Annotated in this window: 14 protein-coding genes; 1 reads left to right on the top strand and 13 read right to left on the bottom strand. The window is 67.1% G+C overall.

The features are described 5' to 3' along the window. Positions 1–275 precede the first annotated feature (275 nt). From H7F35_RS03540 to H7F35_RS03555, 4 genes are read right to left on the bottom strand one after another with little or no spacing between them, the layout of a single operon-like run. Positions 276–938: a response regulator transcription factor gene (locus tag H7F35_RS03540; RefSeq protein WP_187111598.1), complete on the bottom strand. Its 663-nt coding sequence runs from the start codon at positions 936–938 to the stop codon at positions 276–278. Next, positions 935–2,308, bottom strand: coding sequence for a cache domain-containing protein (locus H7F35_RS03545; RefSeq protein ID WP_187111599.1), 1,374 nt, complete (start codon positions 2,306–2,308; stop codon positions 935–937). The genes H7F35_RS03540 and H7F35_RS03545 overlap by 4 nt, the downstream gene beginning before the upstream one ends. Before the next feature lie 32 nt (positions 2,309–2,340). After that, entirely contained in the window at positions 2,341–3,228 is an 888-nt protein-coding gene (locus tag H7F35_RS03550; protein WP_187111600.1) for a transporter substrate-binding domain-containing protein, read from the bottom strand. Between the two features lie 8 nt (positions 3,229–3,236). Continuing rightward, positions 3,237–4,583 (bottom strand): aspartate aminotransferase family protein, encoded by a 1,347-nt coding sequence (locus H7F35_RS03555; RefSeq protein ID WP_187111601.1) that lies wholly within the window; start codon positions 4,581–4,583, stop codon positions 3,237–3,239. A gap of 171 nt (positions 4,584–4,754) precedes the next feature. On the opposite strand from H7F35_RS03555, the gene H7F35_RS03560 reads away from it, so the two are divergent. Next, on the top strand, positions 4,755–5,687 hold the full coding sequence (locus H7F35_RS03560; protein WP_187111602.1) for a LysR family transcriptional regulator: 933 nt from the start codon (positions 4,755–4,757) through the stop codon (positions 5,685–5,687). Here H7F35_RS03560 and H7F35_RS03565 read toward each other — a convergent pair. From H7F35_RS03565 to H7F35_RS03605, 9 genes are all read right to left on the bottom strand, one after another. After that, the gene (locus H7F35_RS03565) at positions 5,648–6,526 is read right to left on the bottom strand and encodes a DUF4272 domain-containing protein (protein WP_187111603.1); all 879 of its coding nucleotides are present in this window, start codon (positions 6,524–6,526) and stop codon (positions 5,648–5,650) included. The two genes, H7F35_RS03560 and H7F35_RS03565, sit on opposite strands and share 40 nt — an antisense overlap. Positions 6,527–6,565: 39 nt before the next feature. Beyond that, on the bottom strand, positions 6,566–7,750 hold the full coding sequence (locus H7F35_RS03570) for an MFS transporter (RefSeq protein WP_187114122.1): 1,185 nt from the start codon (positions 7,748–7,750) through the stop codon (positions 6,566–6,568). Positions 7,751–7,958: 208 nt separating this feature from the next. Then, the gene (locus H7F35_RS03575) at positions 7,959–8,897 is read right to left on the bottom strand and encodes a DedA family protein/thiosulfate sulfurtransferase GlpE (protein WP_187111604.1); all 939 of its coding nucleotides are present in this window, start codon (positions 8,895–8,897) and stop codon (positions 7,959–7,961) included. 122 nt (positions 8,898–9,019) lie between these two features. Beyond that, complete coding sequence (locus H7F35_RS03580) at positions 9,020–10,399, bottom strand: heavy metal sensor histidine kinase (protein ID WP_187111605.1); 1,380 nt, start codon at positions 10,397–10,399, stop codon at positions 9,020–9,022. Then, on the bottom strand, positions 10,396–11,109 hold the full coding sequence (locus tag H7F35_RS03585; protein WP_187111606.1) for a heavy metal response regulator transcription factor: 714 nt from the start codon (positions 11,107–11,109) through the stop codon (positions 10,396–10,398). The genes H7F35_RS03580 and H7F35_RS03585 overlap by 4 nt, the downstream gene beginning before the upstream one ends. A gap of 42 nt (positions 11,110–11,151) precedes the next feature. Continuing rightward, positions 11,152–14,322, bottom strand: coding sequence for an efflux RND transporter permease subunit (locus H7F35_RS03590; protein ID WP_187111607.1), 3,171 nt, complete (start codon positions 14,320–14,322; stop codon positions 11,152–11,154). Then, positions 14,319–15,551, bottom strand: coding sequence for an efflux RND transporter periplasmic adaptor subunit (locus H7F35_RS03595; protein ID WP_187111608.1), 1,233 nt, complete (start codon positions 15,549–15,551; stop codon positions 14,319–14,321). Before H7F35_RS03595 ends, H7F35_RS03590 begins: the two co-directional genes overlap by 4 nt. Before the next feature lie 4 nt (positions 15,552–15,555). Then, positions 15,556–17,046: an efflux transporter outer membrane subunit gene (locus H7F35_RS03600; protein ID WP_187111609.1), complete on the bottom strand. Its 1,491-nt coding sequence runs from the start codon at positions 17,044–17,046 to the stop codon at positions 15,556–15,558. A gap of 135 nt (positions 17,047–17,181) precedes the next feature. Further along, on the bottom strand, positions 17,182–18,192 hold the full coding sequence (locus H7F35_RS03605) for an aldo/keto reductase (RefSeq protein ID WP_187111610.1): 1,011 nt from the start codon (positions 18,190–18,192) through the stop codon (positions 17,182–17,184). Positions 18,193–18,257 lie beyond the last annotated feature (65 nt).

Genomic DNA, 18,257 nt, shown 5'->3' on the forward strand with positions numbered 1-18,257 from the left:
CGCCGACGAGCCTTCGACTTTGGCGGTACGGTCTGCCGACCCCGTCTTGGCGCAGAACGTTGCAGCGTTCCTCTGTGGCAGCCGCCCGAAGCCGACATAGATTGCACCCCAAATCCGCCATCCGCTTCAGCGAAGAGCAGTCGCTCAACGTTGCCGCCAAGCGTTGGGCATAGGAGGCATCTCCAGCTTGCAAGATGAAGTTCTCTCGATGAAGCAGGCTGTAACGCTGCACAAGCCCTGGCGGCCATGGCTAGAAGAACAGCATAGCAATCAACTCAGCGCCGCCCGAACTCCCGCGCATGCTCCACCGCATACTTGATGAGTTCAGCCTGCCCTTCGATCCCCAGCCGCCGCTTGATGCTCTGCCGATGTGCCTCCACCGTGCGCACGCTCAGGTCCAGGTCGCGCGCAATCTGCTTGCTCGATTCACCCCGGCCCAGCGCGGTGAGGATCTCGCTCTCGCGCGGCGTGAGCAGCGGCCTCGGCGCCTGGTTGCGAAACAGCTTCTTCGACACCGCCGGGCTCAGGAAGGTGCCGCCGGCCGACACGGCCTCGATGGCGGCGACGATCTCTGCCGCCGGCGCGTCTTTCAGCACATAGCCGCGCGCGCCCACCTGCAGGGCCTTCTGCACGTACTCGGGGTTGTCGTACATGCTGAGCATCACGATGTGCGGCGCGGGCTGGCGTTGCAGCAGCAACTGCGCAAGGTCGATGCCGTTCATGTCTTTCATGCCCACATCCATCAACAGCAGGTCGGGTTGCACGGTGCCTACCAGCGCAAGCGCTTCGGCGGCGCTGCCGGCCTCGCCGACGATCTCCAGGTTGGGCATGGTGCTGAGCCGGGCGCGCAGGCCGTCGCGCACCAGCGGGTGGTCGTCCACCAGGAACAGGCGGATCACTGCGGGCCCCGATGCATCTTTTGCTGTCGTCGCTGTCATGTGGCTTCGGGCCTCGCGTTGCGGGCGGGCACCTCGGCCAGTATGGAGGTGCGGCCTTCGTTCGAGCACATGGTGAGCCGCCCGCCGATGGACTCCATGCGCTCGCGCATGTTGCGCAGGCCGATGCCGCGCTTGGGGTCGAGTTGCACGGCGTCGATGTCGAAACCGATGCCGTCGTCGCTCACTTCGAGCCGCACACCTTCTTCTTCGTCGAAGCCCAGCGCAATGTGCACGTGCCGGGCCTGTGCGTGCTTGCGCACGTTGGTCAGCGCCTCTTGCGTCAGGCGAAAGAGCGCGGTCTTGACTTCGGGCGACAGCTCGAAGGTCTCACCCTGCCGCATGATGGATGCATCGACGCCGCCCTCTTCCCTGAACTCGTCTGCCAGCCGCTCCAGTGCGGCGGGCAGGCCCAGGGTGTCGAGCAGTGCGGGTCGCAAGCGATGCGAGATGCGGCGCACTTCGAGCAATGAATCGTTGAGCCGCTGCAGCGCCTTGCCGAGTGCGGGCGGCGTGGGCTGCTGCTGGCGGTCGAGCGATTCGACGGCCGATTCAATGAGCAGCTTGGCCGACACCAGCGTCTGGCTGGTGCCGTCGTGCAGTTCGCGCGCGAGGTGGCCACGCTCTTCCTCCTGCGATTGCACCACGCGCCGCGCGAGCAGGCGCAGTTTGGCCTCTGCCGTGCGGTGTTCGCTCAGGTTCAGCAACAGGCCGGCCGCGCTGACAACGCCCAGGCACAGCGCGGCGATGCCTGCAATCCACAACAGCGTGGCGGTGACGTTGGCATTCATCTGCCGGTCGAGGGTGTCCATGGTCGACTCGATATCGTCCAGGTACAGGCCGGTGCCGACCATCCAGTTCCAGCGCGGCATGGCGGTCACGTAGCCGAGCTTGGGCGCCATCTGCGCGCTCGACGGCTTGCGCCATTCGTACTCGACATAACCGCCGCCGTTTTCTTTCGCGCCCTTGATCAGTTCCTGGATGGTGTAGCGGCCGCGCGAGTCGCGCAGCTCCCAGAGGTTCTGGCCGACCAGCTCGGGCTGGCGCGAATGCATGAGCGAGTTGCCCTCCAGGTCGTAGACGAAGAAGTAACCGTCGTCGCCGTAGTTGAGCGCAGCCAGGCGGCGCAGCGCCTCGTTGCGGGTGGCTTCGTCGTCCTGGCCGGATTCGTAGAGCGGGAGCAGGTTGCTCACGGCCAGGTCGACATAGCTGCGCAGCTCGCTGCGGCGCTGGGCCATATAGCTGCGCTCGATGAGCGCGCGCTCACGCTGCGCGAGGTCGTGCTCCTGGTGGCGCACCGCCAACGCCACCAGCACCAGTGCGACAAGCAGAGGTGCCACGGCAAGCGCAACGATCTTGGTGCGAAGGTTCATCGGGGGGCAAGGCTACCACCCCGCTTGCCGGCCTACCTGTCTTCGTAGGCCTCCGCCGGCCGGTCGTTCGGCGAGAGAAATGCCGCCTTGAGCGAATCGCTCAGCGGAATGTTGATGACGGCATTCTTCGGCGGGATCGGCGCCATGAACCACTTGGCATACAGCTTCTCCAGCGCGCCGGAGGCCACGGCGCCGGCAAGGTAGCCGTCGACAGCGCTCTTGAAGGCGCGGTCGTCCTTGCGAAGCATGATGGCGATGGGCTCGATGCCCAGCGGCTTGCCCACGATCTTGAAGTCCGCCGGGTTGCGGGCGTTGGCGATGTTGCCGGCCAGGGTGTTGTCGTCCATGGCGAAGGCATCGGCCCGGCCGCTTTCCAGCAGCAGGAAGCTCTCCGCATGGTCCTTGGCCAGCACCACGGTGATGCCGAAGCTCCTGTCCTGTTCGAGCTTGCGCAGCCGCTGGACCAGCGTGGTGCCGGTGGTCGTCACCACGGTCTTTCCCTTGAGCTGCTCGACGGAGGTGATGCCGCTGGCAGCCCGCACGGCGAAGCGCGCTTCGGTGATGTAGGTCGTGTTGGCGAATGCGGCCTGCTGCTGGCGCGCGGCATTGTTGGTGGTGGAGCCGCACTCGATGTCGATGGTGCCGTTCTGCAGCAGCGGCAGGCGGTTCTGCGAGGTCACGGCCATCTGCCGGATGGCAACGCCGGGGAGCAGCTTGGCCAGCATCTGCTCGCACAGCTCGACGTGGTAACCCACGTAGGCGGTGCCGAGCGAGTACGACAGCGGTGGCGATGCCTCGCGCACGCCCATGGTGATGGTGCCTGCGGCCTTTGTCTTGGCCAGCGTGCCGTTGTCCTGCGCACTGGCACCCACGAGCGTGAGGGCCAGCACGGCGCCGACGACCAATGATCGGTTCGTCATGGTGTCGCTCAATTCGCAGCAACGGCCGCAGGGGCCACGGGCGCGGGCCGGGCGATCTCGTCGAGGCTCTCGCGCAGGGCGCGATCGAGGATGGCGGTGGCGCGGTCGATCTCCTCGTTGCTCACCGTGAGCGGCGGCGCAATGCGCCACACCGAACCGCGTTCGGGCCGGCGGCGGATGTTCATGCTCAGGCCCAGCTCGAAGCACTTCTTCGTCGTGCGCGCGCCGAGCTCGTGGTACGGCAGGCGCGATTCGCGGTCCTGCACCAATTCCACGCCCAGCAGCAAGCCTTCGCCACGCACATCGCCGATGGCTTCGTAGCGCTTTTGCATGTCGAGCAGCTGGCCGCGCAGGTAGGCGCCTGTGGTGCGGGCACGTTCGATCAGGCCCTCCTTGCGGATGGTTTCCAGAACGGCCAAACCCACCGTGGCGGGCAGCGGGTCGGAGACGTGGCTCGTGTAGAAGGTGAAGCCCTTCTCGAACACGTCCTGCTCGATCTTCGGGCTGGTGACGGTCGCAGCCAATGGCAGGCCACCGCCCATGGTTTTCGAGACGGACATGATGTCCGGCACCACGCCGTAGAAGTCCGATGCGGTGCGATGGCCGATGCGGCCGAAGGCGGTTTGCGCCTCGTCGAAGATCAGCAGCATGCCGCGCTCGTCCGCGGCCTTGCGCAGTGCCTGCATGTACGACCTGGGCGGCACCAGCACGCCACCGGCGCTGATGATCGGCTCGATGATGATGGCCGCGCGGCGGCCGGTCGATGCCATGTCGTACATCTTCAGGCCGAGGTCGAGGCAGGTCAGCGCCGACTCTTCGGCCGACATGCCCTTGATGTATGGCCGGTAGGCGTTGGGTTCGGGCATCACGAAGACACCCGGCACATGCACGCCGTAGCCCTTGCGGTCGCTCGCAAAAGACACGGCGCTGGTGCCGCCCGTCACGCCATGCCACGAACCGCCCACGGCCAGGATCTCGAAGCCGCCCGTGTACATCTTCGCCATGCGAAGTGCCACCTCGTTGCTCTCGGAGCCCGTGTTCACGAAGATGGACTTGGTGAGCGGCGCGGGCATCCAGTCGGTCGCCATCTTCTGCGCGAGTTCGGCAACGACCTCGGGGATCATGCCGCTGAACATGTGGAAGGCCTTCTCGCCCGCTTCATGCACCGCGCGCACGATGGCCGGGTGGTTGTGGCCGATGGTGGCGCACATCTGGCCGGAGGTGAAGTCGAGAATCTCGCGGCCGGTGTCGTCGATCACGATGGCGCCCCTGGCGCTGCGGAACAGGTTGGGGAAAGTGTCGCCGCCGTAGCGAACCATGTATTGCCTGGCCGCCGCGCGAAGTTGCTCGCTCATGATCGAATCCTTGAGGTTGTGAAGAGAGGATTCGTGAATGGTCACCAGCAGCGGCCCTGCGGTCCAATGTCGAGTTTGCATCCGGCCGCAATGCGCGGCACGCATGGGCGATGCGCAAAACGAATAGGCACACGGCTTGCAATCCGCGTGTGCAAAGGAGCAAATCTCGCGATGGACACTCGTTGGTTTCAGGACTTCGTGACGCTGGCCGAAGTGCAGAACTTCACCCGCGCGGCAGAGATGCGCAACGTGTCGCAGGCCGCGTTCAGCCGCCGCATCCAGGCGCTGGAGCAATGGCTGGGCGCCAAGCTGATCGACCGGGCTGCGTTTCCAACGCGGCTCACGCCCGCGGGTGAGCGCTTTCGCAAGATCGCAACCGGCTTGCTGAACCAGATCGCCGACGCCAGGGCGGAGATCAGCGATGCGCCATCGCGCAACCATGTGCGGATCGCCTCGACCTATGCGCTGGTCAGCACGCGACTGCCGATATGGTGGCCGCAGTGGTCGGAAGAAGGCGGCATCACCTGCAGCCTGGAGGTGGGCAACGTGCACGACACGGTGTCCGCGTTCAACGCGGGCTCGGCCGACATCCTGATCGGCTTTCACCAGGCGGCGCATCCGATCCAGCTCGACATGACCCGCTTCGATCGGCATGAGCTGGGCGTTGAAAAGGTGCGGCCCTATGTGTCGCGCGCGCTGGCTGAATCGGGCGGGCTCGCACTGCCGGGCACATCGGCCAAGCCGGTGCCGTTGCTCATGTATTCGCCCAGCGGCTACTTCGCACGCGTGGTCGATTCGGCCATCGAACAGTCGCCCCAGCCGCTCTTCGGCTATCGCGCCTTCGAGGCCGAGATGACCGACGTGCTCGGCGACCTGGCGTCGCAAGGCATGGGCATCGCATGGCTGCCCGACAGCTCTTTCGTTTCAGGGCGGCTCGCGGACCTCGTGCCCGTGGGTGATGGCGCCTGGGACGTGGAAGTGAGCATCGTGGCCTACCGGTCGCGGATCAACGCGCGGGCCGTGGTCGGGCGGCTGTGGGAGCGCATCTGCGCCCCGGGAGCGCGTCAGGTGTCGGTGGGTACGTCGTCCCAGTTGTCGCCGTAGCCGACCATCCAGCTCAGGGCGTAGCGCCGCTCGATGACGATGCCGGCTTCGAGGCCCGAGGGCACGGGTTGGCGGCGCAACTGGGCGTCGCGCACATGCCAGTGCTCGTCGTGCAGGCGGCTTTCTTCCGCTTCCACTTCGACGGCCGGACGCAACGTGGCGCCTGCGATGAAGTCGGCCGGCGATTTCATGGCCTGCCGGAGCATCGGGTTCGACCAGCTTGTGCTGCGCTCGTTCGAAGGCGGCATGGCGGGCAAGCCGCCAAGGGCCCAGATCATCGGCACCATGGCCTCTGCGCGCCAGCCGAGGTTCACAACGTCAGCTTGCGGCGGACGCTGTTCGTGAAAGATGAAGCTGTGTTCAGCGGGAGAGAGAAACGCGGTGATGCCCTGCGCCTTGGCCCAGGCGATGCCCTCCTGCGCGATCTCTTCGCTGGCGTTGGCGCGCCACACCACGGCGACCAGTGCCAGCAGGCGCTGTGCGACTTGCTCTGGGGTGCGGGACACGCGCTGTTCTTCTTCCTCGTCCTCTTCGTCGTCGGGCGGGTTCAGCAAGGCATGCAGCGAACGCGCGATGACGGCCTCGCGCTGCGCGGGTGTCTGCCGGTACGCGTGAAAGGCGAGGTAAAGAGGCCATTGCCACTCGCGGCCGCTGCCATCGGTCCACACGACGCGCGCGCCAGTCTGGTCGCCATACCAGAGGGCGCGGGTGCGAACCCTGGTGGCTTCCGGCACTTGGTGCTTCACGGCCGCAACGCAGTGCTTGCTGAACGCGATCACTCCTTTCTTGAAGGCGTCGCGTTCGTTCTGCCGGTCCCACCAGCGGCGAAGAAAATTCATGGCGCGCAGTCTAAGCGCGGGCCATTTCTCCTCTGTCGTTCAACGCCCCGCAGTGGCCGTGGCCGGCGCCGCGCGGCCGATGAATTCAGTCGCGTAGTACAGCAGCGCCACGGTCACGAAGCCGCCACCGAGCAGGCACAGGCCCGTCCAGCCGTGGAAGGCATACACCGCCGCCGCAATGCCCGAAGCGATTGCCGCGCAGATGAAGATGAAGGTCATGAACAGGCCGTTGAGCCGGCCGCGCAACTCGGGCGCCAGCATGAACAGGCTGCGGAAGTTGAGCACCTGGCAAAGCTGCACCGCGCCGTCGAGCAGGATGCCCGCCGCGACCAGCCCGGCCAGCGAATGGAAGTGCATCGACACGGCGCCCAGCACAAAGGACAGCAGCGCGACGACGATGGCCACGCCGGTGGCAGGCCGCGTCAATCCCCGGTCGGCCAGCCGGCCCGCGACAGGTGCCAGCAGCGCGCCCGCCGCACCGGCCAATGCGAACAGGCCGATGCCGCCCTGCCCCATGCCGAACTCGTGCACCAGCGCCAGCGGCACGGCCGTCCAGAAGGCCTGGAAGGCCGCGAACATCATCCCCTGGTACAGGCCGCGCCGGCGCAGCAATGGCGTGTTCCACACGATGCCGGGCAGCGAAGCCATGGTGCGCGCATAGCCCACCGATGCATGCGCATGCCGTTGAGGCAGCACGCGCCACAGCACGGCGATGAGTGAAGCCATCAACACGGCCGAGATCCAGAACACCGCGCGCCACCCCAGGGTGGCCGCCACCACGCTGGCGAAAGGCCGCGCCAGCATGATCCCGCCCAGCAGGCCGGCCATGATGTTGCCGACCACCTTGCCGCGCGTGGCCTCGGGTGCGAGGTGCGAGGCAAAGGGCAGCAGCACCTGCGCCGCCACGGCGCAAGCGCCCACCACGAAAGACGCCGCCAGGAAGGTGACGGCCGAACCCGAGAGCGCAATGCCCACCAGCCCGATCACCGCACCGAACAGCGCGCCGATGATCAGGCGCCGGTTCTCGACCACATCGGCCAGCGGCACCAGCAGCAACAGGCCGGCGCCGTACCCGAGCTGGGTCAACGTCATGATCAGGCCGGCCAGGCCCGCATGCAGTTGCAGCGTGTCGGAGATCGGGCCGATCAGCGGCTGGGCGTAGTAGATGTTGGCCACGCACAGGCCGCAGGCGACGGCGAAGACCAGCGTCAGTGCCGGGGACAGGCCGGTGTGGCCGGCATCGTTGGCAGCTTGCGCCTTGTCAGCCTCGTCGGCCTTGGCTGCTTGCGCGGCATTGGGAAAGGGAGCGTCGGGAAGTGGCACGGAAGGCCTCGGTAGCGGGTGGCGGCGGTCTCCGGAGAGGAGAAAGAAGACCAAGGGTTAACCCGGGCCGGGCACCTTAGCATGGCAGGCCGATTCCTGCAGGCGCCGGTCAATGCAGGCTGGTGGGGCGGCCCGAAGCCACCCAGGCGTCGAGCCCGCCGGTCAGCGGCAAGGCGCGCCGGGCGCCGCGTGCCAGCAGCACGCGCGCAGCCTGTGCGGCCGACACCTCGTTGGGGCAGTTGCAGTACAGCACCACGTCGCGGTTGGGGTCGATCGTCAGGTCGAGGGTGCGCTGCTGCAGCGCCTTGAGCGTGTACGGCAGCGCGCCCGGAATGCGGCGCGGGTCGACCTGTATGCCGGCCTTGCCGCGCACATCGATGATGAGCGGCGGCTCTTCCCCGCTCAGCAGGTCGTGCAGCTCGTCGACGGTGATGCGTGGCATGCCCGTGAGCCGGCGGAAGGCACGGCGGCGCCAGTAGCGCACCGCCAGGATCACCACCAGCAGCACCGCCAGCGCGGCCGTGGCAATGCCGCCGGCCTGTGCCATGACGGCCAGCACTTCCTGGATCTGGTTGCGAAAGAGCCAGCCCAGGCCGAGGAACAACCCCGTCCAGACCAGCGCGGCGCCCACGTCGAAACCGATGAAGCGCCGCACCGACATGCCCAGCGCGCCTGCCATCGGCGGCGCCACCACCGACACGCCTGGCACGAACTTGGCCGCCACCAGCGACAGGCCGCCCCATTCGGTGATGAGCGATTCGCCACGCCGCACGCACGAGTCGGGCGACAGCGAGATGCGGCACAGCATCCGCATGAAGCGGTAGCCGAAGCGCCGCCCGGCATAGAACCACGCGCCGTCGCCCAGCAGGTTGGCCACCACCGCGGCGAGCACCACGCCCACCACGGACACATCGCCCGCCGCCAGCAGCGCACCTGTGACCACCAGCACGGCGGCAGCCGGCACCGGCAGCCCGAGGCGGGCGGCAAAGCTCACGGCGAACACCACCAGGATCGCGTTCTGCACCAGCAGCGACATCAGCTGTGCCATGACAGCCTTTCGGTCGATCCGATGGAGGGAGTTTGCGAACGAGGTAGGGGAGTCATGCCACCGGCGATTCTCCAGCATGGCCCATGAACGTACCGGGCACAGGCCATTTGCAGGCCGCCGGCTCAGCCGGCCCGCGACACGCTGAAGCCGAAGGTGTTCACTCCGTCCACGCTGGACGTGCAAACCTGCCCGCCATGCATGCTCGCCACCGCCTTCACGATGGCCAGCCCCAGGCCGTGGCCGTGGTGCTCGCCGCCATCGTTGCGCGCGGCATCGACGCGGTAGAAGCGGTCGAACAGATGCTGCAGGTGCTGCTCGTCGATGGCGGCACCGGGGTTGGACACGGTGATCCAGGTCACGGCCGTCTCTTCGCGCAAGGTGACGGTGATGCCCGCGCCCGGCTTCGTGTGCTCGATGGCGTTCTGCAGCAGGTTCGACATGGCGCGGCGGAACAGCGCGCTCTCAAGCCGCGCCTCGGCCAGCACGTCGCCTTCGATGCTGACCTGCGTGCGGGTCTCGTCGAGCACGAACTCGAAGAACTCGATGGTCTTTCGCACCTCTTGCGCCACCGGCGTGAGCACCAGCCCGGTGGCCACCTCGCCACGGTCGGCACGTGCAAGGAACAGCATGTCGTTGACGATGGAACGTACCCGTTCCAGGTCTTCGAGGTTGGCCTGCAGCACCTCTTGAAACTCACCCGCGCTGCGCTGTCGCGACAGCGCCACCTGCGTGCTGCCGATCAGGTTGGCCAGCGGCGTGCGCAGCTCGTGGGCCACGTCGGCGTTGAACGACTCGAGCTGGCCATAGGCCTCCTCGAGCCGCCCGAGCGCGCCGTTGAAGGCTTCGGCCAGCGCAGAGAGTTCGACCGGCAGCGCCTCCGACTGCAGGCGCTGCGACAGCGTCTTGGGCCGCAGGGCCTGTGCCTCGCGCGACAGTTGCTTCACCGGCTGCAGCCCGACGCGCGCGATCCAGTAGCCTGCCACCGCCACCACCAGCACCGCGCCCAGCCCCAGCGCCACCAGTGCGGTCAGAAAAGCCTCCCGCGTGTGCGCATAGGGCGCCGAATCGCTGCCGACGATCAGCCGCACGGCCGGCCTGTCCAGCAAGGGTTCGATGTGGATCGACAGCGTGCGCAGCGGCTCCTGGCGGCCCGGCAGGATGATGCTGCCGCGCCCGTCGGGGTCATGGCTCATGCGTTCGATGTCGGCCAGGCCCTTGCCGTACTGGAAGCGCGGGTCGTCGCTCAGCACCCAGAAGCGCACGCTGCCATCCTCGGGCGTGAGCGTGTCCATCTTGGCCTGCACACGGGCCCAGCGGTCCACCGTGCCCACGCGCTCGATGGAGTACTGCATGTTGCGCAGGCCGATCTTGAGTTCGTCGTACTGGTGACGATCAAGCTCGCGCTCCAGCACGCCGTGCAGCGCCGCGCCGATCAGCGCGAAGGTGGCCAGTGCCGCCACCGCGAACATGATGACCAGCCGCGCGGTGATCGAGCGCTTCACAGGGCGGCGCCCTCCCCTTCGCTCTTTCCGTCGTTCTCGGTCTCGCGCACCTCCATCACATAGCCCATGCCGCGGATGGTGTGCAGCAGCTTGGGGCTGAAGGGCACGTCGATCTTGTCGCGCAGCCGCTTGATGGCCACCTCGACCACGTTGGTGTTGCTGTCGAAGTTCATGTCCCACACCAGCTCGGCGATGGCGGTCTTGGACAGGATCTCGCCCTGGCGCCGCGCCAGCACCGCGAGCAGCGCGAATTCCTTGGCCGTGAGGTCGATGCGCGTGCTGCCCCTGAAGGCCTTGCGCGCGAGCAGGTCGATCTGCAGGTCGGCAATGCGCAGTTGCATCGGCTCCTGCTTGCGGCCACGCCGGTTGAGCGCCTGCAGCCGCGCCAGCAGTTCGAGAAAGGAAAAGGGCTTGATGAGGTAGTCGTCCGCGCCTTCGTGCAGGCCCTTGATGCGGTCTTCCACCCGGTCGCGGGCGGTGAGCATGATCACCGGCGTCTGCTTGACGGCACGCAGCGCACGCAACACCGAGAAGCCGTCCTGCCCCGGCAGCATCACGTCCAGCACGATCACGTCGTAGTCGTGCGTCAGCGCCAGGTGCTGGCCGTCGATGCCGTTGTGCGCCATGTCGACCGCGCAGCCCTGCTCCGTCAGACCCTTCGAGAGGTAGTCCGCGGTTCTCAGTTCGTCTTCGACAATCAGGATCTTCATGGCGTTGCGATGTCTCTGGTCGCTCCGTTCAAACGGTATTCATCAGTGCGCCCCGGCCACCGGCGGGGCTTCCCCGGCCCTGGCCGCCTTGCGGGCCTTGCGCGCTTCCTTGCGGCTCATGTACCAATAGTGGGCGCGGTCCAGGTACAGGTAGACCACCGGGGTCGTGAACAGCGTGAGTGCCTGCGAGAGTATCAGCCCGCCGACCATGGCATAACCCAGCGGCCGGCGCAGCTCGGAGCCCGAGCCGTGGCCCAGCATCAGCGGCAGGCCGGACAGCAACGCGCACATGGTCGTCATCATGATCGGGCGAAAGCGCAGCAGGCAGGCCTGGTAGATGGCGTCGTGCGGCGACATGCCCTGCTCGCGCTCGGCCTTGAGCGCGAAGTCGATCATCATGATGCCGTTCTTCTTCACGATGCCGATCAGCAGGATGATGCCGATGAGCGCGATCACGCTCAGGTCGTAGCCGCCCGCCATCAGGATCAGCAGGGCCCCCACGCCGGCCGAGGGCAGCGTCGAGAGAATCGTCAGCGGGTGGATGTAGCTCTCGTACAGCAGGCCCAGCACGATGTACACCGCCACCAGCGCCGCGGCGATCAGGTAGGGCTGGGTAGACAGCGAATCCTGGAAGGCCTGCGCCGTGCCCTGGAACGAACCGGTCAGCGACTGCGGCAGCCCCATCTCGGCCTGCGCCTTGTTGATGGCGTTCACGGCGTCGCCCAGCGCCACGCCTGGCGCGAGGTTGAACGAGATCGTCACCGCCGGGAATTGCCCTTGGTGGCTGATCGAGAGGTACGCCGTCTTGCTGGTGTCCACCTTCACGAAGGTCGACAGCGGCACCTGCTGGCCCGTCAGCGGCGAGGTCAGGTAGAGCTTGCTGAAAAGCGCGGGATCTTGCTGCAGCGCAGGCGTCACCTCCAGCACCACGTGGTAGCTGTTGAGCTGCGTGAAGTACTGCGCCACCTGGCGCTGGCCGATCGCGTCGTAGAGCGTGGCATCGATGGTGGCCGGCGAGATGCCGAAGCTCGATGCGCGGTCGCGGTCGATGGTCAGCACGGCCGATGCGGCGGCGTTCTGCTGGTCGGTGGCCAGGTCGGTGAGCTGGGGCAGTTGCCGAAAGCGCGTGAGCAACCTGGGTGCCCAGGTGTTCAGTTCATCCAGGTTCGAGTCGGTCACCGTGTACTGGTACTGCGTGCGCGATGCACGCCCGCCCACGCGGATGTCCTGCCCGGCCTGCAGGAACAGGTTCACGCCCTGCACCTTGGCAAGCTGCGGGCGCAGCCGCGTGATGATTTCGTCGGCGCTCGCGGTGCGGCCTTCTTCCTTGCCCTTGAGGTTGATGTAGAAGTTGCCGGTATTGAAGGTCGACGAACTGCCGTTCATGCCGAAGTCCGCCACATCGGGGTCGCGGCGGACCACGTCGGCCAACTCGATCATGCGTGCGTTCATCGAGGCGAACGAGGCGTCCTGCGCCGATTCTGCAAAGCCCGAGATGAAGCCCGTGTCCTGCTGCGGGAAGAAGCCCTTGGGGATGATCGCGAACAGCACGCCCGTGGCGGCCACGGTGGCGATGAAGACCATCAGGGTGATGAACTGGTGGTCGAGCACCACGTGCAGCCCGCGCTTGTAGCCATTGAGCATGGCGTCGAAGCCGCGCTCGCACAGCAGGTAGAGCCGGCCGTGCTTGCGGCCGTGCTCGTTCTTCAGGAAACGAGAGCACAGCATCGGCGTCAGCGTCAGCGAGATCACGACCGAGACCACAATGGTCAGTGTCACCGTGACCGCGAACTCGCGGAACAACCGGCCCACGATGCCGCCCATCAGCAGCAGCGGAATGAACACCGCCACCAGCGACACCGAGATCGAGATGATGGTGAAGCCGATTTCGCTCGCACCCTTGTACGCGGCCTCCATCGGCGACATGCCCTCTTCCACGTAGCGGTAGATGTTCTCCAGCATCACGATGGCGTCGTCCACCACGAAGCCCACCGCGATGGTCAGCGCCATGAGCGAGAGGTTGTCCAGGCTGTAGCCCAGCAGGTACATCACGGCCACCGTGCCCAGCAGCGCGAGCGGCACGGTCACGCTGGGAATCAACGTGGCGGGCACGTTGCGCAGGAACACGAAGATCACGGCCACCACGAGCGCGATGGTCAGCAGCAGCGTGAACTCCACGTCCTTCACCGACGCTCGGATCGTCTGCGTGCGGTCGACCAGCGAATTGATCTCCACCGTGGGCGGGATCGAAGCCCGCAGCCGCGGCATCGCGGCATTGATGCGGTCCACCGTCTCGATCACGTTCGCGCCGGGCTGCTTGGTGATGGCCAGCACGATGGAGCGGCCGTTCTGGATGGTGTTGCCCTCGACGGCGGCGGCGCCCGCGTAAGCCCAGCCCGCGATCTTGGAGTTCTCGGGACCATCGACCGCCACGCCCAGATCGCGCACGCGGATCGGCGCGCCGTTGCGGTAGGCCAGCACCACATCGTTCCAGGGCTGGGCCTTGAGCAACTGGTCATTGGTGTAGACCGTGAAGCTCTGGTTCGGCCCGTCGATCGTGCCCTTGGGCGCGTTCACGGTGGCCGACGCGAGCACGGTGCGCACGTCTTCCAGGCTCAGGCCCAACCCGGCGAGCTTGGCGGGATCGAGCTGAATACGCACGGCCGGCTTCTGCACACCGCCGATGTTGACCAGGCCCACGCCCGAGATCTGCGAGATCTGCTGCGCAAGGATGTTGTCGGCGTAGTCGTTCACCTCGGTCAGCGGCAACGTCTTCGACTGCACCGACAGAATGAGGATGGGCGCGTCGGCCGGGTTCACCTTGCGAAAGGTCGGCGGGCTCGGCAAGTTGGCCGGCAGTTGGCCGGTGGACGCGTTGATGGCGGCCTGCACGTCGAGCGCGGCGGCATCGATGCTGCGGTCAAGGTCGAACTGCAGCGTGATCTGCGTCGAGCCCAGGCCGCTGGTCGATGTCATCTGCGACAGCCCCGCGATCAGCGAGAACTGCCGCTCCAGCGGCTGCGCCACGTTGGAGGCCATGGTCTCCGGACTGGCACCCGGCAGGCTGGCCGAGACCTGGATCGTCGGAAAGTCGACCTGCGGCAGCGGCGCCACCGGCAGCAGCGGAAACACCGCCGCACCGACCAGCAGGATGGCCAGCGCCAGCAGCGTCGTGCCGATGGGGCGCTTGATGAAGGCGGCGGAAATGCTCAATTGCTGCTCCCGCTCGCGGGCTTCTTGACGTCGGCGCCCGTGCCCGTGCTGCCCTTCTGCGCGGGCGGCGGCTCGATGACGGAGGCACCGGGCTTGAGCTTGTACTGGCCGTCGACCACCACGCGCTGGTCGGCACTCAGGCCCTTGTCGATCACGGCCACGCCATCGGCAATCTGCACCACATGCACCGGCACGTTGTTGACCTTGTTCTGGTCATCGACCACCCAGACATAGGTGTCGTCCTGCCCGCGCTGCACGGCGGCAGCGGGCACGGTCAGCGAGTTGGCCCGGCGGTCGAGCTGCAGCCGCACGTTGACGTACTGGCCCGGCCACAGCGTGTGCTGCGGGTTGGCAAAGCTGCCCTTGAGCTGCACGGTGCCGCTGGTGGTGTCGATCTGGTTGTTGAGCAAGATGAGCTTGCCGGTGCCCAGCATCTGGGTGCCGCTGCGGTCGTAAGCCACCACCGACAGCGGCTGCGCGCTTTGCTGCTGCACGCGGTTGATGTCCTGCACCGCGTCTTCGGGCAGCGTGAACTGCACGGCGATGGGATCGATCTGGTTGATGACGACCAACCCGTTGGTGTCGGCCGCATGGACGATGTTGCCCGGGTCCACCAGCCGCGCGCCCACGCGGCCGTTCATGGGCGAGGCGATGCGCGTGAAGCTCAGTTGCACCTCGGCGTACTGCACCTGCGCGGCGTCGTTCTGCACGGTGGCCTGGAGCTGGTTGACGAGCGCCTTCTGCGTGTCGACCTGCTGCTGCGTGGCCGCGTCCTGCGCGATCAGCGTGGTGTAGCGCTGGAGGTCGGCGCGCGCATTGACGAGCGTGGCCTGGTCCTTGGCCTTGGTGGCCTGCGCCTGCGCGAGCTGCGCCTGCAGCGTGCGCGGGTCGAGCTGGGCCAGCAACTGTCCGGCCTTCACGTCCTGCCCTTCGACGAAGCCGACCTTGTCGAGCTGGCCGTCGATGCGCGCCTTGACCGTGACCGTGGCCATCGAGGCGACGGTGCCGATGCCCGAGCGGTAGACCTGCACCTCCTGCTGCTTGACGTGCGTGGTGGTCACCTGCACCGGCGGGGTCTTGGGTGCTTCGGCCGTGGCGGCATGGGCGGTGTTGTGGTTGATCGCCCAGGCGCCGCCGCCCAGCAGGACCACGAACGTGGCGGTCGCGAGCCAGGTCGATCGGCGCTGGAAGAGAGCTTGGGTGGTGGTGGCTGCTGTGGTCGTCGTCATGGCATCAATTCCCGGAAGTCGTTTCTGCAGCGGTCCAGCCGCCACCCGTGGCCGCGATGAGCGCGACGCTGGCGGCCAACTGGCGGCCCAGCACCTGCGCGGCCGTGCGCTGGTTGGTGAGCGACAGCGTCTGTGCGGTCACCACGCTCAAGTAAGTGGCAGTGCCGGCGCGGTACTGGCTCAGCGCCAGGCGCTCGGCGAGCTGGGCTGCGCGCACGGCGTCGGCCTGTAGCCCGGATTCGCTGTCGAGCACGCGCAGCGTGGCGAGGTTGTCCTCGACCTGCTGGAAGCCGCCGAGCACCGTCTGTTTGTACTGCGCGACCGACACGTCGTAGGCGGCCACGGCCTGGTCGCTGTGGGCCTTGCGCAAGCCGCCGTCGAACACGGTCTGCGCCAGCGCAGCACCCAGCGACCACACGCGGCTGGGCGTGTTGAAGAGCGAAGCCAGGCTGCCGGCGCTGAAGCCGCCGCTGGCGCTCAGCACGATCTGCGGAAAGTAGGCGGCCTTGGCCACGCCGATGTTGGCGTTGGCGGCCTGCACGCGGCGCTCGGCGCCCGCGATGTCGGGGCGGCGTTCGAGCAGTTCGGAAGGCAGGCCCGTGGGCGTGACCGGCAGTTGCACATGCAGGGCCGCAGCCGAGGACAGCGATTCCGCCGTCGGCGGCTGCGCAGCCGATTCGAGCCGCGGCAGCGAGAACGATGCGGGCGCCTGCCCCGTCAGCACCGCGATCGCGTGTTCGAGCAGGCTGCGTTGCGCTTCGAGGTCCACCGCCTGCGCCTGTGCGGTCTTGAGTTGGCTCTCGGCCAGTGCCACGTCGGAACGCAGCACGGTGCCGGCTGCGTACTGGTGCTGCGTGAGTTCGAGCGCCTTGGCGTAGGCCGCGGTGGTGCTGGCGTACAGGTCGCGCTGAAGGTCGATCACGCGCACCTGCAGGTAGTCCTGCGCAAGCGTGGTCTGGATGCTGAGTCGGGCACCGGCCAGGTCGTCGGCGCTGGCCTGCTGACTGGCGGTGCCGGCCTCGACCGAGCGGCGCACGGCGCCCCACAGGTCGGGCTCCCAGCTTGCGCTCAGGCCCAGGGTGTCGGTGGTGCCGAGCTTGACGGTGCCGGTGCTGTTGCTTTGGCCCCGGGTCGCGCCGGCGTTGAGGCCCACGGTGGGGAAGAAGTTGGCGCGCGCTGCGGCGGTGATGGCCTGTGCCTCGCGGTACTGGGCCTCGGCCTGCCGGATGTTCTGGTTGGCCGCGTTGGCCTGCACGATCAACGCGCTGAGCGTGCTGTCGCCATAGACCTCCCACCACGGGTGATCGGCGTCGATGACCTGCGGCGTGGCTGTCTTCCAGGGGCCGCCGGTTTCCTTGTAGGCGGTCGGGACGTCCATCTGCGGCCGGACGTAGTCGGGGCCGACGGCGCAGCCTGCGAGGAGCAGCGCGGCGAGCGCAATGGCTGTTGGCGCGATTGCCCTGCGCGGTGAGGGGATTGCAGCGGAAGGAACCATGATGAGGGCACTCTAAGTACCGCCCTCAAACCCCTCGCTGTCGACTAACTGACAGTTCTGACAGTTTCGGTTTTGCGCCCTCCCTGCTTCGGTTTTGCTCCCTCCCCTTCCGGGGGAAGGAGCAAGAAGACAAACTCAGCGGGGCGCGTCGCCCTTGCGGTACTCGGCGGTCAGATCGTCCAGCTTCTGCTTCAACGCCGGATCGATCGTGTACTCGGCCGCCGCAATGGTCGCATCGAGCTGCTCGGGCCGGCTCGCGCCCAGCAGCGGCGCGGTGATCAGCGGATTGGCCATCACCCACGCCACGGCCAGCGTCGCCAGCGGCACGCCGGCCTCATCCGCCAGCTTGTGCAGTTGCGTCACGGTGTTGAAGCTGCGCTCGTTCCAGTAGCGGTCCTGGTACATGTTGCCGGCGGTGCCGAGCGTGAAGCGCGTGTTGTCCTCGGGCTTGGCGCCGGCCTTGTACTTGCCGGTCAGCAGGCCACCGGCCAGCGGGTTGTAGGGAATCACGCCCAGGCCTTCTTCGCTCGCCAGCGGCAGCAGCTCACGTTCGATCTCGCGAAACAGCAGGCTGTAGCGCGGCTGCACCGACACGTAGCGCGTGAGCTTGTGCAGCTCGGACTTGCCCAGCGCGCGGGCCAGTCGATACGCCAGGAAGTTGGACACGCCGATGTAGCGCGCACGGCCCGACCTCACGATGATGTCGAGCGCCTCGAGGCTTTCTTCGAGCGGTGTCTCGCGGTCGTCCATGTGCAGTTGGTACAGGTCGACGTGGTCGGTCTTCAGCCGCTTGAGCGAGAGGTCGATGGCATCGAGCAGATGCTTGCGCGATGCGCCCTGGTCCCACGGGTTGGGGCCGACCTTGTTGACCGCCTTGGTGGCGACAACAAAACGGCGGCGGCCGACCGGGCCCTGCTTTTGCAGCCAGTTGCCGATGATCTCTTCGGTGCGGCCCGTGGTCTCGACGGTGCCGCCGAGCGGGTACACGTCGGCGGTGTCGAGGAAGTTGATGCCGGCGTCGGCCGCCTTGTCGAGGATCTGGTGCGACACCGTCTCGTCGGTCTGCAGGCCGAAGGTCATGGTGCCGAGCGCGAGGCGGGACACGGTCAGGCCGGTGCGGCCGAGCCGCGTGGTGGGAATGCTCATGGGGTTGGCTCCTGGAAAGCGGATGGGCCGTGCACGCGCGCGGCTCGCGGAACCATCATAGACAT

The sequence above is a fragment of the Variovorax sp. PAMC26660 genome (assembly GCF_014302995.1).
In the GTDB taxonomy this organism is placed as follows: domain Bacteria; phylum Pseudomonadota; class Gammaproteobacteria; order Burkholderiales; family Burkholderiaceae_C; genus Variovorax.